Source organism: Mesotoga sp. UBA6090, assembly GCF_002435945.1.
In the GTDB taxonomy this organism is placed as follows: domain Bacteria; phylum Thermotogota; class Thermotogae; order Petrotogales; family Kosmotogaceae; genus Mesotoga.
This window is the reverse complement of record NZ_DIXC01000012.1, coordinates 60354-78752: the sequence shown is the minus strand read 5'-3', so window position 1 is coordinate 78752 and position 18399 is coordinate 60354. Positions and strand designations below refer to the sequence as shown.

At 44.6% G+C, this 18399-nt stretch carries 21 protein-coding genes; 8 read left to right on the top strand and 13 right to left on the bottom strand.

Annotated elements, in window-relative coordinates; genetic code table 11:
• Positions 1–27: 27 nt before the first annotated feature.
• Together B3K42_RS02190 and B3K42_RS02185 are read right to left on the bottom strand one after the other, a co-directional pair.
• Positions 28–810, bottom strand: coding sequence for an SAM hydrolase/SAM-dependent halogenase family protein (locus B3K42_RS02190; RefSeq protein ID WP_110989886.1), 783 nt, complete (start codon positions 808–810; stop codon positions 28–30).
• Entirely contained in the window at positions 791–1213 is a 423-nt protein-coding gene (locus tag B3K42_RS02185; protein ID WP_258367125.1) for a GIY-YIG nuclease family protein, read from the bottom strand. The genes B3K42_RS02190 and B3K42_RS02185 overlap by 20 nt, the downstream gene beginning before the upstream one ends.
• 92 nt (positions 1214–1305) lie before the next feature.
• Between B3K42_RS02185 and B3K42_RS02180 the strand changes: the two genes are divergently transcribed.
• The 4 genes from B3K42_RS02180 to B3K42_RS02165 all read left to right on the top strand — a co-directional run bounded on the left by B3K42_RS02180 (position 1306) and on the right by B3K42_RS02165 (position 4518).
• Positions 1306–2367 carry an alanine/ornithine racemase family PLP-dependent enzyme gene (locus tag B3K42_RS02180; RefSeq protein ID WP_110989888.1) on the top strand — a complete coding sequence of 354 codons (1062 nt, stop codon included), beginning with the start codon at positions 1306–1308 and terminating at the stop codon, positions 2365–2367.
• A complete protein-coding gene (locus B3K42_RS02175; RefSeq protein ID WP_110989889.1) occupies positions 2364–3179 on the top strand; it encodes a GNAT family N-acetyltransferase in 816 nt (271 codons plus the stop codon). The genes B3K42_RS02180 and B3K42_RS02175 overlap by 4 nt, the downstream gene beginning before the upstream one ends.
• A gap of 337 nt (positions 3180–3516) precedes the next feature.
• Positions 3517–3687, top strand: coding sequence for a hypothetical protein (locus tag B3K42_RS02170; RefSeq protein WP_181419028.1), 171 nt, complete (start codon positions 3517–3519; stop codon positions 3685–3687).
• A 618-nt stretch (positions 3688–4305) separates the two neighbouring features.
• On the top strand, positions 4306–4518 hold the full coding sequence (locus tag B3K42_RS02165) for a hypothetical protein (protein WP_146227023.1): 213 nt from the start codon (positions 4306–4308) through the stop codon (positions 4516–4518).
• A 68-nt stretch (positions 4519–4586) separates the two neighbouring features.
• Here the strand turns inward: B3K42_RS02165 and B3K42_RS02160 are convergent, their stop codons facing one another.
• Genes B3K42_RS02160 through B3K42_RS02150 form a run of 3 tightly spaced genes read right to left on the bottom strand, consistent with a single transcriptional unit; the run spans position 4587 to position 7611 of the window.
• Complete coding sequence (locus B3K42_RS02160; protein ID WP_110989893.1) at positions 4587–5399, bottom strand: carbohydrate ABC transporter permease; 813 nt, start codon at positions 5397–5399, stop codon at positions 4587–4589.
• Complete coding sequence (locus B3K42_RS02155; protein ID WP_110989894.1) at positions 5396–6325, bottom strand: carbohydrate ABC transporter permease; 930 nt, start codon at positions 6323–6325, stop codon at positions 5396–5398. Before B3K42_RS02155 ends, B3K42_RS02160 begins: the two co-directional genes overlap by 4 nt.
• 53 nt (positions 6326–6378) lie before the next feature.
• A complete protein-coding gene (locus tag B3K42_RS02150; RefSeq protein WP_110989895.1) occupies positions 6379–7611 on the bottom strand; it encodes an ABC transporter substrate-binding protein in 1233 nt (410 codons plus the stop codon).
• A gap of 293 nt (positions 7612–7904) precedes the next feature.
• Between B3K42_RS02150 and aglA the strand changes: the two genes are divergently transcribed.
• The 3 genes from aglA (at position 7905) to B3K42_RS02135 (ending at position 10437) form a co-directional block, all read left to right on the top strand.
• On the top strand, positions 7905–9323 hold the full coding sequence (aglA, locus tag B3K42_RS02145) for an alpha-glucosidase AglA (RefSeq protein WP_292596524.1): 1419 nt from the start codon (positions 7905–7907) through the stop codon (positions 9321–9323).
• Between the two features lie 154 nt (positions 9324–9477).
• On the top strand, positions 9478–10032 hold the full coding sequence (locus B3K42_RS02140) for a DNA-3-methyladenine glycosylase I (RefSeq protein WP_181419030.1): 555 nt from the start codon (positions 9478–9480) through the stop codon (positions 10030–10032).
• Positions 10033–10164: 132 nt separating this feature from the next.
• Positions 10165–10437: a DUF5700 domain-containing putative Zn-dependent protease gene (locus B3K42_RS02135; protein ID WP_220026555.1), complete on the top strand. Its 273-nt coding sequence runs from the start codon at positions 10165–10167 to the stop codon at positions 10435–10437.
• Positions 10438–10442: 5 nt separating this feature from the next.
• Here B3K42_RS02135 and B3K42_RS02130 read toward each other — a convergent pair whose 3' ends face one another.
• Entirely contained in the window at positions 10443–11630 is a 1188-nt protein-coding gene (locus B3K42_RS02130; protein ID WP_110989899.1) for an anaerobic nitric oxide reductase flavorubredoxin, read from the bottom strand.
• 428 nt (positions 11631–12058) lie between these two features.
• On the opposite strand from B3K42_RS02130, the gene B3K42_RS02125 reads away from it, so the two are divergent.
• Positions 12059–12712, top strand: a complete 654-nt coding sequence (locus tag B3K42_RS02125) for an HAD family hydrolase (protein WP_110989903.1) — start codon at positions 12059–12061, stop codon at positions 12710–12712.
• Here B3K42_RS02125 and B3K42_RS02120 read toward each other — a convergent pair.
• From B3K42_RS02120 to B3K42_RS02090, 7 genes are all read right to left on the bottom strand, one after another.
• Positions 12693–13337 (bottom strand): deoxynucleoside kinase, encoded by a 645-nt coding sequence (locus B3K42_RS02120; RefSeq protein ID WP_110989900.1) that lies wholly within the window; start codon positions 13335–13337, stop codon positions 12693–12695. The two genes, B3K42_RS02125 and B3K42_RS02120, sit on opposite strands and share 20 nt — an antisense overlap.
• On the bottom strand, positions 13334–13951 hold the full coding sequence (locus B3K42_RS02115) for a deoxynucleoside kinase (protein ID WP_110989901.1): 618 nt from the start codon (positions 13949–13951) through the stop codon (positions 13334–13336). Before B3K42_RS02115 ends, B3K42_RS02120 begins: the two co-directional genes overlap by 4 nt.
• Positions 13952–14063: 112 nt before the next feature.
• Positions 14064–14549 carry a molybdopterin-binding protein gene (locus tag B3K42_RS02110; protein ID WP_110989902.1) on the bottom strand — a complete coding sequence of 162 codons (486 nt, stop codon included), beginning with the start codon at positions 14547–14549 and terminating at the stop codon, positions 14064–14066.
• Positions 14550–14564: 15 nt separating this feature from the next.
• Entirely contained in the window at positions 14565–17048 is a 2484-nt protein-coding gene (gene pulA / locus B3K42_RS02105) for a type I pullulanase (protein WP_349680943.1), read from the bottom strand.
• A gap of 82 nt (positions 17049–17130) precedes the next feature.
• Positions 17131–17328 (bottom strand): hypothetical protein, encoded by a 198-nt coding sequence (locus tag B3K42_RS02100; protein ID WP_292596516.1) that lies wholly within the window; start codon positions 17326–17328, stop codon positions 17131–17133.
• Positions 17329–17330: 2 nt separating this feature from the next.
• The gene (locus tag B3K42_RS02095; RefSeq protein WP_110991313.1) at positions 17331–17873 is read right to left on the bottom strand and encodes a hypothetical protein; all 543 of its coding nucleotides are present in this window, start codon (positions 17871–17873) and stop codon (positions 17331–17333) included.
• A complete protein-coding gene (locus tag B3K42_RS02090; protein ID WP_110991312.1) occupies positions 17857–18090 on the bottom strand; it encodes a hypothetical protein in 234 nt (77 codons plus the stop codon). Before B3K42_RS02090 ends, B3K42_RS02095 begins: the two co-directional genes overlap by 17 nt.
• Positions 18091–18399: the final 309 nt, after the last annotated feature.

The window sequence follows — 18399 nt, the reverse complement described above, 5'->3', positions numbered from 1 at the left end:
TGGTAGCCAGGATTGAACAAGCCCTTGTTAGACTTTGACAAATGTAATGGGTTCCCCTTCTTCAAGAGAAAGGAACTTCCGGGCACTCCCTTTGTTTACAGTGATTTCGAGGAAACCACTTGAATCGAAATGGGCGAGCAGATTCCCCGAATTCACGTCATAGTATGTCTTTCCGAATGTTGCCTTGAAGGGTCTTCTCCCCTTCCCAATTTCAAGAACATCACCCTCCTCGAGGTCATTCCCCAGAGCTATAGGGACGTTCGTTTCAAGATTTCCAAAGTGATCATAAAATGCGACTTCGCCGACAATCGTGTTTCCTTCCCTGAGGGGCTTCTTGAATTTAAGATATTCGAAGTTCATCAGTCTTGAACCCAGCTTTTCCGGTTCCAGTCCGGCGGCTACATGAGCAGCTACGGGAGCGAAAATATCTCTTCCATGAAAGCTTCTGGAGTTCCCCCTGTGATACTCCTTGTTTTCGAGGTCCCGGATCTCGTGAACGCCGTATTCTTCGGCTGCAAAGGTGAACAGACCGTTATCAGGTCCCACAAGCCTCATCCCATTCTTGAGAACCATTAGTATCGGTTTTCTCGACGTTCCCACCCCGGGGTCTACTACGGCCAAAAAGACAACATCTTCAGGCATATCCTTGAGTGTCCTATGAATGATATAGGCGCCATGTCTTATGCTGAAGGGTTTGATTTCGTGACAAATATCAATTACTTCAACCTTCCTATTCAACTCCCTAATAACAGCCTTTGCTACCCCAACATAATAGCTGTCCGCACCCCAGTCAGTCAAAAAAGCTATCACACTTATCCCTCCATTTTAAGACGATAGAAGAAAAGATTCTCTCGATATTTCTCAATTCGAGTCTGTAAAGATTCGAGTCCGTCAAGCAGTCCGAAGCTCCAAATTTGGGGACTGCCTCACCATACTGAGAGACAAAATTCGAAAGCTCTTCCTCTCTTTGCTTTTCTGTCGGAAGAAGCAGAGCGGCCACAACCTCGGCTTTCTCCCTCAAGAAGTCAATATGCCAGTATTTTCTTTTTTCTTCGATTAGGTGCCTCTTCACTCTTTCAGCTAGAGAGCTCATTGCCGAACCGATGTACATGTAATAACCCGATTCAAGGGTCCAGTTCCTGCAACGGCAAGATATCTCAACCGCTTCTTCGAGAAAAAGAAGAACAACGTAATCACCTTTATTGTAATCCATAATGTAGATATTATACGACAGTTTCAGTGCCAGATGATTGACGGCTGGAACTGGGCGGTAAGCTTAATATATAATTTATTGAGGTGATCTAGATGGCTTACGTTGAAGTGAATAGGGATAGCATAGCGAAGAATTCAAGAAGGATCGTGGAACTTGCCAGAAGTAATGGGGTTAAGGTCGCTGCAGTAACCAAAGTTGTTTGCGGAGATCCTGAAATAGCGAAGTCTTTACTTGAAAACGGAATCAAAGAAATTGGCGAATCAAGACTGGAGAATGTCGCGAGGCTGAAAAGCGCGGGCATGAATCCGGATTTCATTTTGCTCAGACTTCCAGAGAAATCGCGATTTCGGCAAGTTGTGGAGCTTGTTGATTCAGTGCTTGTCGGAGATCTTGAGAGTCTTTCCAGACTAAAAGAGATTTCATCTGAAACTGAGAAACAGCTGAAGTTCATATTTATGGTGGATACTGGAGACCTCAGAGAGGGAGTCATGTTTTATGATGCGGAAGCTGTCCTCGAGAAAGCATTCGAAATCGTCGGAAGAGACCTTGATGGAATCGGCACCAATCTTGGATGTTTTGGAGGAGTAATTGCAACTCCTTCAAAATTCGAAATCCTTCTCAATCTGGGCGAATCTCTGAGGAGGAATACCGGTTACTCAGTTAGGAGATACTCTGCCGGGAACACCGCTTCTTTACCCCTACTTGAAGAGAAAAATCTTCCAAAAGGCATAAATCACTTTCGACTGGGAGAGTCGATAATGTGTGGAACAGATGTTACGAACAACCGGAGAGTTCCGGGAACCCTACAGAACACATTCACTCTCGTAGGAGAGATTATTGAACTTGCAGAGAAGCCCTCCCTACCAATTGGCGATATTGGTCATGACGCTTTTGGTAGGATTCCAAGGTTTGAGGATAAAGGGAAGAGAATGAAGGCGATACTTGATCTGGGCGAGCAAGACGTGGTTCCCTCCGGATTGACGCCTTTAGTGAGAGGATGTGAAATAATTCATGCTTCTAGCGATCACCTAATACTGGATGTAACCGATTCCGAGAAGTCCTTCGCAGTTGGTGACTCGATTCCCTTCACGATGTCTTACGGAGCACTGCTGAGGGTTATGACATCCCCCTATGTGAGAAAAGTGTACCTATGATAAAGCGTCTCGAGAAGGCCGATCAGTTTAGGGTGATGGAAATCGTTGAGACAATATGGGAAGGGGATGATTACATTCCGCGAGTCTTTGAGAAGTGGGTTCATGATCCTTCATGTTACTTTATGGGACTCTGGAAGGGAGGAAGACTGATTGGTATAGACAACCTTAGGCTCTTCAGTCGCAAAGTGGGTTGGATGGAAGGAATGAGAATCGATCCGGCGTTTCAGGGAAGAGGGTACGGGAAGGAGCTGGGTGGAGAGACGTTGAAGCTTGCTGAAAGGCTTGGGCTCGAAAAACTCTATTTTGCGACTTATTTCGACAACACCGCTTCGATAAAGATGAACGAAGCCTTCGGGTTCAAACGCATAGCCGTCTTCACAAATCTCGAGAGAGAGATTGGTGAATCGACTTCCTGTTCCATTAACCTACTGGAAAGCGACGAAATCCCGGAAATCGATGATCATATAAGCGAAGACTGGATGTTCATTCCGAAGGAAGTCTTGAACAAGAGAAGGTTTCTAAACAATCCAGTGAAGCTTTTGGACGGGGCAAACTGGGCGACTGTTTCTAAGAACTCCAAGTCTAAGCGCTGCCTTGACATCAACTACATTGAAGTGGTTGACAAAGATAGTCTTGAGTATTTCTTGAAGGAGCTTGTTTGTTATGCGCAGGCGAAGGGTTTTGTCCGTATTCATGCTATGGCTAGTGAACTATGCGATCTGGGCCCCTTTCTCTCAAATGGATTCAGGCCTTTCGAGAGAACAGAGGATGTTTTTCTCTATTACGCCGATGTTTCTAGCCTGAGAGTCTGACTTTGATGAACTATTCTTGGTCGGATACATTGATTAATGCTTCATGATGATTTGATGCAATGCTAGTCATTTGAAGATGAGCTGTTGCGTAAGTTAGTGCGGAGTGGGCGGCTGTTGATGAATTCGGTTTGCACGCCGTTTCGTGTCTTTCTCGCGACCGGCAATTTTCGTCAAAGGGCAGGATTCGACGTCTCTCCATAATCACCAGGAAAGTCCTTGTATACGGGATAAATAAGGTTTTACTCTAGTCAGAAATCTCTGTTATGATTCCTGTATTGGAGTTCAGATCTGGATTCCTATGACTTCCATAAAGAACTATCAGAAGGCGAGGCGGAAGATGAAAGTCAATAGTGACAAGAGAATCCGACTGATGGCTATCGCGCTTATGACAACAGAACTCAACAGTAGCGAAAAGCAAAGGTCGCACAGGCACGATCCTCTCTATCTTGTGGCAAGGACTTCATTCTGGGCAAAAGGCTCCGCTTCCATGAACTTGAGAAACTACTGAGGGATGGTATTCCTTCCTATTTTCTCTTTACATGTATTTTGAGCCACTCATGGTCGGATCTCGAGCCCGTTGTCTTCCAGCCATTCCTCGAGAGATATGAACCAGGCCTGTGCAAGAGCGGTGTGAACACAGAACTTAAGCAAGTCGTAAAAACGGGAATTCTGGAAGAATTCTGCGAAAACCAGGCTTCAAGATGAAAGGAAATTGAAGAAGACGCTATCGTTGCTTTTGCAGGGAACACCATTAAGAGAACAATCTCAGGTTTTTCGGGAAAACTTGAAACAAATCTAGTTTTCTCTCCAAATCCGCTTTTTCCCGAACTTGTCTCCCTTGGTGCAGCAGGATAAGACGACCTATACTGTATTGCGAGATATCCAGGTAGAGTAACTTCGAAGTGGCCTTACGAACCAGGGTTCACGGCTCTCGATGAAGAATTCTCCAGTTACTCTGAAAATTATGTGTCAAGAATAGTCGCTTTTCACGAGTTCTGCCGCCCACTTATAGACCGCTTTCTTTCGCAAATTGTAGAACTGGTGAAAAAGCTCAGTGATACGCCTTTTGCAGTTGGACTTTCGGACTCTTGCGGAGAGAAGTATCTATCCCGGGAGGATATGTTCAGTGAGTTTATCAGCTATGGAACGATATTTGCCTGTCTACAAGAAGAATTTGAAGGGGAAGTTGCTCAAAGCTTCCATAAAACCATGGAAGGCAGAACGGGCTTCTACAAGTGCTTTAGGAAGGCTACTTCACGCTTACCCCATGACTTCAAGGGAAGGAAGCAAAATAACATCAGAAGATCTGCTTGTTGAAATCTTCGATTCTCTTGGATGACTGACCGCAGTTTCCCGACGAAGTTCCGAGAGTCATCAGAGGTGAATAAAGACCATTTGACCTTTCCACTAACCCTTCACAGAGCCTGCGAGAAGTCCTCTCAGGAAATACTTTCCGAGCAGTATGTAAACGATCAGCGTTGGGAGAGCCGCAAGCAGTGCTCCTGCCATCTGGACGTTCCATTCTACGACCTGACTTCCGGCTAGGTTAACGAGTGCAACAGTAATCGGTTGTTTTGTGGGATCGCTGGTTACTGTTACTGCAAAAAGGAATTCATTCCAGATATTCGTGAACTGCCATATTACAACGACGACAAAACCGGGGAGAGATATCGGGAATAGAACTTTCAAATACGTCTTGAATATCCCTGCTCCATCAATGTTGGCCGCTTCTATGAGCTCTGTTGGCACTTCACTGTAGTAATTCCTGAAGATCAGAGTCGTTATAGGCAGTCCGTATACTACATGAACCAGCACAAGCCCCCAGATCGAACCATATAGACCGATGTCCTGCAGAAAACGTATCAGTGGGAAAAGGATGCTCTGGTAGGGAATAAACATCCCGAAGAGAACTAGAGCAAACAACAGGTCGGAACCTCTGAATTTCAGTTTTGATAGAACATAACCGTTAATCGATCCTATGATCGCAGAGAGGAGCGTTGCAGGGATCACTAGCAAGAATGAATTTCTCAAGTTCGGGGCAAGACGCGCAAAGGCCTTCGCAAACCCGTCAAACGAGAACGAGTTAGGAGGAAACCACATCCTCTCAAGTCCAACTTCTCTGAGCGGTTTTAGGCTGGTAGCCAGTAGAACGTAGATCGGCATCAGAAAGAACAATGCAAAAATCGTAAGAAGGATATAGATTAGAATTCTCTTGATCATATCCTCTTCTCCTTTCTGAAAGACGAAGCCAGGTAAGGAATGATGACAACAGCTACCATCAGAAGCATCACAATGGCTATTGCCGATCCGGTGGCGTATTTGTTTGCCCTGAAAGTAGTCTCAAACATGTAGATGGCAGGCACATCGGTAACATTATTCGGGCCACTGCCTGTCATAGCGTATACCAGGTCGAAGATTTTCAGTGAGATATGGCCGAGAATAATCATGGCACTTAACGTAATTGGCCGCAGAATTGGGAACTTGATTCTCCAGAAGATCTGCCATCCAGTCGCACCATCCACTTCGGCAGCTTCAACCAGATCTTGAGCTATCCCACGAAGTCCTGCAAGGTACATCGCCATTGTATAGCCGGACATTTGCCATATTGCAGCGATTATAACCGGAGTCAAAGCTACGTTGAAGTTAAGAAAGCTTTCAGTGCTTGTGAACCATTTCCATTGCAGGAAGTCCAGTCCTACTATATCGAACAGAAGATTCATACCCTGCGGACTCGCCGGAAGAATCCCAGGAGCAAATATCCATCTCCATACGGCTCCAGTTACAACGAAAGAAAGAGCCATAGGGAAGAGATATATGTTCCTGAATATGCTCGACCCTTTCATGTTACGGTCCACCAAAATGGCAAGTATTATACCTAGTATGAGGCAGCCCAGAATGAAAAAAAGAGTGAAGTAAAGGGTGTTCCACAGATCCGTCTGGAATCTGGGGTCTTCAAATAGCCTTAAATAATTCTTTAATCCGACGAACTCGAATTCTCCCTTGAGTAATCTTGAGAAACTATTCCAATTGGAAACTGATGTCCTGGCCGTCCAGCCGATGAAGAAGTAGACGAAAATCCCTATAGCTGTGAAAGTAGGCGAAAGAATCAGGAAAGAGATGATTCCTCGTTTTGTCTTTCTCTTGATCTAGAACACCCCCAAAGAACGGGGCCCGCTAATTGCAGGCCCCTATTGTCATATTAATCAATATAGTCTTCAGCGGCGCTCTCTATGGCTCTCATGAAAGCGGCCCTGTCTTTCGTGGTTATGAAGATATTGACAGCATCGTTCAGCTCAGTTACGAAGCCTTCTGGTGCTGCCGATCCGTGCGCGATAGAAGGGCACAGAGCGTTGGTAGAAAAGTCCTCCATCGACCATGTAAGATAAGGATCGTAGAGCGATTTGTCCGCATCCAATCTTGCCGGAATGGATCCCTTTATTGGGTTGAAGGCATCCTGACCTTCGACTGAGGCAACTATTTCGAGCCATTTAAGAGCATTTTCTCTGTTTGGTGCGTTCTTCGGCAGACCGAAGGTATCGGTAACTACCATGAAGGAACCTTCAGTACCTGGAACTGCCATCCAGCTGAACTCAACACCCGGTGTCCAGCCTAAAGTTTTCAGGTATCCTTCTGCCCAGTCTCCCATTACGTTGAAGGCCGCTTTGCCGTCGAAGACCATTCTGGTTGCGTCCTGCCAGGTGAGAGCTGCGTGGTCTTCGTTCACATACTCGATAAGTTCTTCGAAGATCACAATGGCTCTTTCGACACCGGTGTCAGAGAAATCGGTCGTCCCGTTCCAAAGTCCATTGTATTTTTCCGGGCCCAGAGCAGAGAGCAAAACAGTCTCAAACAGATGACCCGCTTCCCATTTGTCCTTGTCTCCAAGGGAGAGTGGAATATAACCTGCTTCCTTGATCTTTGCACATACTTCAAGGAATCCCGGCACATTGCTAGGTACTTCATCGATTCCAACCTTGTCGAGGATTTCGTTGTTAATGAAGACTACATTTCCCCTGTGTACGTTTACGGGAATCGAGTAGACTTCTCCTTCATAGCTACAGATTGTCATAATGTCTTCTGGGAATTTGTCGACAATTCCCCAGCTCTCCAGAATGTCGGTGAGTGGCTCCATCATACCGGTGATCACATACGTGTCGATGAGTTCCATACCCCCGTGAACTTGAAAAGAGTCAGGAGGATTCCCACCCAGCATTCTCGTTTTCAAGACAGCTTTTGCGTTTGTGCCGGCTCCACCAGCGACGGTTGCGTTAATTATCTCGACATCGGGATACTTGCTTCTAAAGACCTCGTAGATGGCAGCAAGTCCTTCCTCTTCTCCTCCGCCTGTCCACCAGCTGAAAATCTCCACACTTCCCGAGGCAAAGAGCAGACTAACGGATAAAAGAAGGACTGCAAAAAGACACTTTTTCATCAAAACACCCCCTGTTTGTTCGGCTTTTCGCCGTGCGATAGTCTTGCTTTTCCCCAGACCGAATGAGAACCCACTTAAGATTATACTACTGTTAACATTTCACTAAGCAACTCTTAGGAACAGAAGCCAGTGATTATTCGGGCAATAATGACCTCACTTCTTTACATCCTGCTCTTTGAGTTACTCCTTCGGGCTGAGGTCTAGTCTATCGGGCGATTTTTTCTCGGGCATAGATTTTCTTCGGAAGTGCGGGAGTGGTATCATTTACTTATAAACAACTAGGAGGGATTGGTTTGTCGGCAGTCAATATAAGCATAATCGGTGCGGGAAGTGCGGTGTTTTCTCTCAGGCTGGTCAGTGATCTCTGCAAGACGAGAGGCCTTCATGGTAGCAGGATAACATTGATGGACATTGATGAGGGAAGGCTTGCTGCCGTTCAGATCCTTGCATCAAAGTTTGCAGAAGAGATGGAGACAAGTCTCCAGTTTTCCAAGACTGTAGAGTTGGAAGAAGCAATAGAGGGAAGCGATTTTGTGATTAACTCAGCACTGGTTGGAGGACACGCTTTCCTCGAAAGAGTAAGGTCAATCGGCGAGAAGTACGGCTATTGCAGAGGGATAGACACCCAAGAGTTCAACATGGTCTCAGATTACTATACTCTGACTAACTGGAACCAACTCTCGTACTTCTTAAAAATCGCGGAAATGATGGAGAAGCATGCACCGAATGCATGGCTTCTTCAGGCAGCCAATCCGGTTTTCGAGGGTACAACTCTGATAAGAAGGCACTCGAGAATTAAAATGGTAGGATTCTGCCACGGCCATTACGATGTTCTGGAGGTTGCCGAGACGCTTGGAGTAAACAAAGCTGAACTTGACTGGCAGGTTGCAGGCGTAAACCACGGGATATGGCTAAACAGGTTTAGGAGAAACGGGGAGGACCTCTATCCTTTGTTTGAGGATTACGCGTCAAGTTATGAATGCAATAAGTTCAAGCCATCAAATCCCTTCAATGTCCAGATGTCCCCTGCGGCTCTAGATATGTATTCATTCTACGGTTTGGTTCCGATCGGAGATACCGTACGAAATAGCGGGTGGAAGTATCACTACGACCAGCAGACTCTTGAGAAGTGGTATGGTAGTCCTTGGGGTAGTCCGGATTCCGAACCTGGCTGGAAGTGGTACAGAGAGCAGCTAGGAGAGGTTACTGGTGCGACTCTTGCTCTTGCAAAGGCAATCGAGCAGTTTCCCGATGTGAGTCTGGAGAAGCTGATAACTGAGGGTTCGAAAGGTCTGTCCAGTGATTTCACGAGAGAGGCTGATCAACTTTACGACAAAGATTCGATGAGTGGTGAACAGCATATCCCCTTTATTGACGCAATTGCAAATGGGAATTCGGCAAGATTAGTTGTGAACACTCTGAATGAAGGTGTAATAGAGGACATTGATGACGATGTTGCAGTTGAAGTTCCTGCGATAGTAGACAAAGATGGAATTCACGTAGAGGAGATTGATCCGGTATTGCCCGATAGAGTCATTCAGTGGTACTTGAAGCCAAGAATACTCAGGATGGAGTGGGCTCTCGAAGCGTTTATGGAGAAGAATCCCGATCTTATCGTCGAGATTCTTCTGAAAGATCCTAGAACAAAATCTTTCGAGCAAGCAAGAGCGGTTGTTCAAGAGATATTCGATTCAGAAGGATATAGTAAATAGAAAGACGGGTCATTTTTCGGAACCGGGAAGGGTTCTCATGATCTGTTTTGTAGATCCCAATATCGGTCAACCGCTTTTTCATTGAAGGAGCGAAATGATTCTTGCGAATTGGAAAAGCTCGAGCTCTGTGGAGTGAAGAAATCTGACAGCTAATATACGTTGTCCCTGGGCTGAAGTGGATGATGCGTACATCAAATACCACGATACTGAATGGGGTGTTCCCGTTCGTGAAGACAAGAAGTGGTTTGAGTTTCTTGTTCTAGAAGGAGCTCAGGCCGGTCTCAGTTGGCGCACAGTGCTAAGAAAAAGAGAAAGTTACAGGGAGGCCTTTGAAGGTTTTGATCCTTGTATTGTTGCAAAGTTTGATGAGAATGAAATAGAGAAGCTAATGGCAGATTCCGGAATAATCAGAAACCGAAGAAAGATAGAATCGGCTATTAACAATGCAAAGAAATTCCTTCAAATTGAAGTGGAATTTGGCACATTCGATAGATTCATTTGGAGTTTTGTTGATTACAAGCAGGTAGTGAATGCCTGGACCAGTGTCTCAGAAATCCCTGCCGTTAGTAAAAAAGCTCATCAAATTTCGCGTGCTTTAAAAGAGAAGGGCTTTAGTTTCGTTGGGCCAACAATCGTCTATGCCCTAATGCAGGCAGCCGGCTTGGTGAACGATCATCTTGTATACTGCTTCAGGTATACAGAAGTCTAAACCCAGATTGAGAATTCTCATCTTCCTTCATCATTAGATGTTATAATATCACTTGCTTATGTAGATAGCTACGTGGGGTGATCAAAATGAGCTGGCTTCATACAGAAGAAATTTTTGCCCTAATAGACCTGCTTGATTCCAGAAATAGTTCGTACGAAGAGAAAGCGAGCAGAATCTTTGGTTCGCCGCTTGCGAAAATGTTTGGGTAGCATCGGAAATCTTGCTCCGGTAGGAATGAAAATGGCTACTGAAATAGAGAAAGAGCTGGGTAGGGAAAGACTTATTGCTACTGTGGGTGATACTGTTGCCTTCCTAAAAACCTACCAGGAGGTAGCATTGAAGAAATCCTACTACCTCCTGGAAGACGAGACCTTTCTTATATTGGAGAAACTTCTTGGAATTTAGTTTGCTCACAGCTTTGAAGCAAAAGCCTTTCCGAATTCTCTACAGTCGTTAAGGCTGAGGTCATCTGGAGACCAAAGTTTCTTCAAACCGGGTTGTATGATCTCAAATCCGGTTTCTTCCACCATTTTGCCGAGAACATCTATTGACTCGCCGCTCCAACCGTATGTACCGAATACAGCTGCTTTCTTGTTCTTAAAGGCGAGACCCTTCACTTCATGAAGCATACCTGACAACGGTGCGAGAATTCCCTTGTTCACGGTTGGAGAACCAAAAAGAACGGCCTTTGACTTAAATATCTCTGTCACAATGTCGTTCTTGTCTATCTTTCCCGCGTTGTAGAGTTTGACTGGCGTGCCGTTGCTCGCTCTGCCAATGCCTTCAGCAATAGCTTCGGCCATCTTTTTAGTGCCTTCCCACATTGTGTCGTAGACAATGGTTACTTGGTCTTCCTGGTAATTATTCGCCCATTTCATGTAATTCTCCACTATTTGGACTGGATCTTTTCTCCAGATCACTCCGTGGCTTGGACAGATCATGTTCAGTGGAAGATTGAAGGACAGGACTTCTTCTATCTTTCTTACAACGAGCCTACTGAAAGGAGTGAGAATATTAGCGTAATACTTGATCGCTTCTTGATAAAGTTCGGCCTGGTCTACAAGATCGTTATACAGGAGTTCAGTGGCATAGTGCTGCCCAAACGCGTCGTTGCTGGAAAGAATCGCATCACCATCCAGGTACTCAAACATCGAATCTGGCCAGTGAAGCATCGGTGCTTCCACGAAGGTAAGAGTCTTCTTGCCAAGACTCAAGGTGTCACCTGTTTTTACCGTGACAAAATTCCAATCTTCATGAAACTGTCCCTTCAGAGATTTTATTGCGTTTTCCGTACAGTAAATCGGGATGTTCGGAGTCTCTCTCATCAATGCCACAAGTCCACCGCTGTGATCAATCTCTCCATGATTCGCTATCACGTAGTCAATCTCTGCGAGATTTATAACTTTCTTTAGGTCCTCAACAAACTCCTCTGCAAAAGGGGCCCAGACTGTATCTATAAGGGCTGTCTTCTCGTCTTTTACTAGATAAGAGTTGTAACTCGACCCTCTGTGAGTCGAATAATCTTCTCCGTGAAACTTTCTTAGTTCCCAGTCAATCTTGCCGACCCAAGTTACACTATCGGTGATCTTCCTTCCCATATGAACACCTCCCATATTCACTATAACTCTACCAAAATTGGCCGATTTTATCCGTAACATTTGTTACATATTCCCTGAGGGAGCTACGTACCGAAGTCTTCGCTTGAAGCAACTCTGAGAGAAGAGATCTTGTGATGGTAACGATAGTCAAACCATAGATGATGCCAACACTTTTCAAAAATCAAGTCCTAGAAATCGGACCCTAATCTGAACGTTTGAATTTCAATCCAGCTATATAGTGACAGTCTGTTCTTCAGGCTTGCTTAATGCCAGTTGGTTGAATTGCTATAGACTAGAAGTATTTGATTGTGCGTGATATTCTTGAAATGAGAATTAAATTCAGGTTCATAAGTTCGGTTCATGCGATAGAAGAGAATCATCCTGGGAAGGATAAACGAGGACAATTCATTTATTATGGGAGTGTTTTGGTGAAGGAACGTATCACATATCTGTTTGATCTTGACGGTACGCTAAGCGCTGTTTCTGATGAGGATTTCGCAAGGCGTTATCTTCAACTTGTTTCCAGCTCAGCCGAAGGAAGAGTCGTCCCAGAAAAACTCATAACTTCTTTGGAGGTCGCGCTAAAAGCTCTTTTTGGTGATAGAGACAACTTCAAGAATAATTATGACCTTTTTATGGAGAGGTTTGTTGAATCGATGAATGACCATGATCGAAATTGGTTTGAACAGTTTTTCGATGAGTTCTACGACGGTGAATACAACAGATTGAAAGAGCTAGTAGTGCCTCGAGAGAATGTAGTAAAGGTGTTGAAGGATTTGAGAAAGGCTGGGAAAGGAATTATCATCGCGACAAATCCGATTTTTCCGGAAAAGGCTATCAACAAAAGACTTGAGTGGGTTGGAGTGGATAAGAAGTTCTTTGACTACGTGACGACCATGGAAAACTCCCACTACGTTAAGCCCGATGTAAGATACTATCGGGAGATTCTGGAGGTCAACGGTCTGGAGGCAAGAAACTGTGTCATGATCGGAAACGATATGAGCATGGACGGTGTTTGCTCAACTGCTGGAATCGAATACATCGATGTCTCTTCAATTCAGTCTATCTGGAAAACAACCTAGACTGTACTCCCGCCATTAGTTCTGCCGTGAATCTCGAGATCAGGTGAAGGACATCCGCCCTGTCCTGAGCGCTTTCTATGAAATCGTACCTGTTACCGTCAATAATTAGCTTTCTGCAAAATGTAACTCTCTCTATCCAGTCATCGTATAACTCGTTGAGTCTTTCAATATAATCTTCGCTTACATCGCTCTCAAAACCTCGACCTCTCTTCTTTATCCTTTTCATCAACACGTTCTTCGAGCATTTTATATAGACTATTCCTTCGGGAGTGGTTAGATGATCCGAAAGTGTCTCATAAGTGTCAAGATAGAGCCTCCAGTCTCTTTCGTTGATGTAGCCCATAAGTTGTAGGTTGCGGGCGAATATTTCCACATCTTCGTATATCGTTCTGTCCTGTAAAATCACCGCACCCTCTGTCACAACCCTCTTGAGGAAATCAAAGCGTTTGATAAGAAAGAACAGCTGCGAATGAAATGCCCAGCTTTTCATATCGGAGTAGAAGTCTTCAAGAAAAGGGTTTTCATCAACGGCTTCGTAGACCCCTCTGAACCCAAGTTCCTCCTCCAGCAAATTAGTAAGTGATGATTTTCCAGCTCCGATGTTCCCGCATATTCCCAATATCATAAGATCGCCTCGATTCTCTCAAAAACCCTCTTGAGGTCTTCGGGATTTCTAACAAAGTCGATGTTCGAAGTATCAATTTTCAGAACCTGGCTTTCGGCCACGTCCTTCATGTAATTCTCATAAGCATCACTTAGCATCGAGATATAAGTCCTGTCCATTCTTCTCTCGAACGGTCTATCTCTAAGAGCAATTCTATTCATTAGAGTATCAACGTCAGCGTATAGATAGACTATAAGGTCTGGATGAAGAACCTGCTCTTTCAGAGCATTAAAGATCTTCTCATACAGTCTGAGTTGTTCCCCCTTGAGGTTAAGAGACGCAAATAAATGATCCTTTATAAAAGCATAGTCAGAGACAACTCCCTGTCCCTGCGAAGCTGCCTTTTTGACGTTCGACTGCTGATCAAACCGACTTATCAAGAAAAAGAGCTGAGTTTGAAAAGCCCATCTTTCCATATCTTCATAGAAACGAACTAGAAATGGATTTTCTTCGACAACTTCCAACACAGTTGGCATAGTGTATTTTCGAGAGAGAGTCTGGACAAGGGTTGTCTTACCGACTCCTATTACTCCTTCCACAGAAACATACTTTCCGCTTAATTTAGAAAACATCATCTAGATTCACTGCTCCAATTCTGAAAGACATGATGGAAAATTCGCCTCCAAACAGTGCCAATTGTTTTCATAAAGAAGAAACTTACCGATCGCGTAAATATCGACAGTTTAATCAGCTATTTCTATTCTGAATTCTCTCCGATGCCCTGAGTCCGTCGAAAAAGGGTTTCAAATAGTTCAGAACGGGTTCTAGGTAATAATGAACAGTTTCGTGATAACCGGGAACAGATAGTACTATTGAATCCCCGATTGTTCCTGCTCCAACCCGGTATAGGCACAGAGAAGGGTCGGCGACTATAGCATTCCTGAGCATTGCCGTCTCAATTCCTGTTGCCCTTTTATCCACAAGAGACAAGACAACCTCGGGTCCTATGTCTTCCCTGTGAAGTCCCGTTCCTCCAAGAACGAGAACCATGTCATTTGAACAGGAATCGGCATATATTGCTTCTTTAAGATCGCTCATCACTGGGTCGACATCAGTAGAACCTGTGTACCTAAAACCATAATCTTCGAGAATCCTTTTAGAGATCTCTATTGATTCAGCGATTTCATCGAAAAAACCAGACTCAAGTATTCTTATTATCTTACAGCTGTACATACCACACCTCCGGGTTTACTTGAAGAAGACATAGGTGGATATCGGTTCAAGTGTCACTTTGCCTGAGAGTCTTTCAAGCGAGGCTTCCGAGACTCTAACTCCGTCTGATGCGAGATTCCAACTTTCATCCGGGAGGGTTATCTCAGCGGGTTCAAGATTGCCGTTGAAGATTACTAGTATTTCCTCCCACGAATCGCCGGCCGACTTTCCATTTATGATGAATGCAACTATGTTTCTTGGTGCGTCAAGGAATGTCAGGTTGCTGCGGATCTGCTCAGATGAAGTCATCCTGAAGGCTGGATGGTTTTTTCTCAGGGCTATTATATCCTTGTAATAGGTGAAAAGATCAATAAACTCGGCCTTCCTTGAATAATCCATTTTGTTTATCTCAACTCCGGCGTTATAGCTGTTTTCGTTCCCATACTTCGTACGCGCGAAATCCACTCCACCATGAAGGAAGGGAATCCCTTGTGAAAGAATTACTATTGCATTTGACAGCTTTTGCGCACTCAACAATAGATCTCTTGGAGCATCTGGCATTGCGGCACTATTCTTGTCCCACAAGGTCTGATTATCGTGGGCCGAAACGTAGTTGATAGTCTCTGCTGGATCATCAGCAAAGTCTTTTATGTCGTTGCTATATTCAATGCTCCCCACGATACCACGCATTATCCTCCGCTCTTTTGCCCTGCTTCCAAGGGCAAAGCCCTTTATCTTCTCATCGAAAACACTTCCTCGGATAGCGTCTCTCAGGTTATCGTTAAACACGCTTACCCCGGTTCCCTTCTGATCGCCCTTTCCAAAAGTTATTGTGGCTCCCCATCCGCCCCACGGCTCGCCGTAGAGGAGAATCGATTCATCGATGGCATGAAGCTCCCGGTCTATTGCAAGAATGGTCTCTCTGTCCATTAGGCCCATAAGGTCGAATCTGAACCCATCGATTCTATATTCATTGACCCACATCTTCAGAGTATCGAGAATGTGCTTCCTCATCATCGGTCTTTCGGTAGCTATCTCATTACCGACTCCTGTTCCGTTCAAATAAGCTCCAGTTCTATCTGTCCTGTAATAGTAAAAGGGAACCGTTTGATCAAAGGGTGAAGAAGAGCCAGTTGCTGCCGTGTGATTAAATACGGTATCGAGAATGACTCTGATCCCGTTTTCGTGGAATTTCTCTATCATGATCTTCGACTCGATTATTCTGCTAAGAGGATCGGAAGGATCGATACTGTAATGGCCCTCAGGAACCATGTACAGATAAGGATCATAGCCCCAACCGTACTGTCCGTCTTCTCCTTCGATGATGTAATGAATGTCGTTGAAGGGCATTATGTGTACATGTGTTACGCCAAGTTCAGTAATGTGATCCAATCCGACAGACACTCCCTCAGGGCCTGTTCTGCCCGTTTCTGCCAGTCCGAGATACTTGCCCTTATGCTCTACAGTTGTATCCAAATCGGAGGTCATGTCCCCAACATGAATCTCGTATATTATTGCGTTCTCAGGGTTCTCGAAGAGTGGGATTTTATGATCTTTCCAACCATCGAAAGCAGCCTTTTCAGGATCTATTACGACTGACCTCTCACTGTTTTTTGTTACCGCACGGGAGTAAATATCCACAGTATTTCTTTCCTTGCCATAAGAAAAAAACTTGTACCTGTAGGCTTTAAGATGCTGATCTCCTTCAACGACTGCTTCCCATACTCCGGCTTCTCCTCTAGTCATGGGAATTTCGACGTAACCATCGGAATAAAGGTCTTCAAACAGAAGCACCGATGCTGAAGAAGATACGGGCGACCAGACTCTGAAAACAGTCTCGCTCTTTGAGTAGATTGCTCCGAGCTGATTTCCGTAGAAGAATTGCGGGTCATCAAGCGCCTTCCTGACAATGATCTCACTTGAAAGGAAGCCTTCTATCTTCAGGGAAAGCTCTTCACTAACACATTCTGCAGAAAGAGGTTTCGCCAGCTTTATCTTAACGTAGTTAGTAACGGATACATCAGTTGGATCCGCCTTTTCGAAGGTTTCAATCTCAATGAGAGAACCGTTCACCAAGACTTTTGGAGTTACGGTCTTGGTGTCAACAGGAGCTGAAAGCGATGCAAATATCTCGCTCAGTGAATCCAGAAAAGCTATCTTGACTCTTGGAGTAAGATCTATCTTCTCTGGACTGATCAGAAACTCTTCTTCACCTTCGATTACCCAAATTTCGGCCACGCCTGATTCGGGAATGTCGACAAATCTATCGGTGGTAACATCTTTCTTTTCCCACTCTCTGAGTCTTACTATAAAGCCAACTCTAGAGTGTTTTTCGTCAAGTTTGACGGTTGCAGACACTCCAAAATCATCTGTTCCGTCGAAAGCATATGATTTTCCATCCATACTTTTCGGCTTATCCGGCCAAATCCAGAGATTCCAGCCATCATAGTTTTCGTCGTACCTGTGATAATGAACAATCAATACAGTTCCTGCATCATAATCTGCTGCGTTTTTTCCCATACTTTCTCCCGTAAAAGCAAAAATCGTTGTTCCGAAGATGATGAACAAGAAGAACAACACCTTTTTCATTATAATGCCTCCCTTAATAGAGTGGGGTTACAATGAAGCCACTTATCCTTCTTCCATATTCATATTCGAAAAGAGTCTCGTTTCCGTCTCGACCTCTGATCCTGAGATAACCGCCTCTGGGATCAAGGTAGCTTTCCCACAGATAATCGTAATCAAAAGAAACTTGACGGGAACGATCAAGTGTAACAAATATTTTGAGCTGTTCCTGCATTTCTAGAACACCTTCAGATGCAAAGAGAAAAAGGCCTTCATCCAGACTACTTTCCGCTCTGGAGACGATTGATAGAGTAGAACCGTCGAAACGCCCACCCTCTGAGGCAGTAAAACAATCATGGCGTACTCACCATTATCGAAAATATCTATTTCGGATATGACCAATTTCGCGTCAGGCATCGCATGACTCTGTAGCAATTGCTTTGTTTCTGCTTGCTGAACATCTTCCTGAATTGTCGCTTTAACTATGTCCAGCTCTTCATCCCAAACTCCGAGAGCTTTTTTGGAGGCGTACTCTTCCGAAATGGACAGATCGATTTCTCCTTCGCCGGCTGCTCGTCCGAGCCCGTTGGAAACAATGATCGACTGAATCAAATAGGATTCCCCTTCAGGTTGAATCCAGATGTAAGCAGCAGAACCTTTTGACGAAGAGGCTCTTTGAACCGTAGCTTGAAGTCCAATCGTGCTTCTCAAGAACGACAGAAGTCTTTTGCTGTAGAGCTTTGACGAGTCATATTGCGAAATGTCAAGCCCGGCAAGCACGAACGGTGCCTTCTCTCATAATTAAGAGATCGAAATTATTCTCTGTACCGACTATTAGTCCTGAAAACCCTGATAATGTGGCATCAAGTGAGACATAGTGGAGTTCGTCCATAATCAACGAATCTGCCAGAATGGTCAAAGGAGAAAGGCAGGCAACGAGAACGAGAAAGAATAGAGACATCAGAGACGCTGAACTCCATAATCTCTTTTCAACCAAATAACACACCTCCCATCACTGGTCAAAAAAAGTATATCATCACGGCCTTGTGAAAAATGAATCTTGAAACTTCCTTCAAAGAAGTAATGGTTCGACTCATTCCAGTTATGATTGAGAGCTTTTGTCTGCTGAAAAAAGCCGCGAGCGCCAGATGAAAGAGAAGATGAGTACGGGAATCGTCCAACCCAAATAATTAAAAGCAATGTCGATTGCGTCAAAATACCTGTATGGAGATAGAATCTGGAGAAACTCGAGGATAATCGGACCTATAATGAGAAATAAAAAAAGCGAAATTCTTATCAGCCCTTT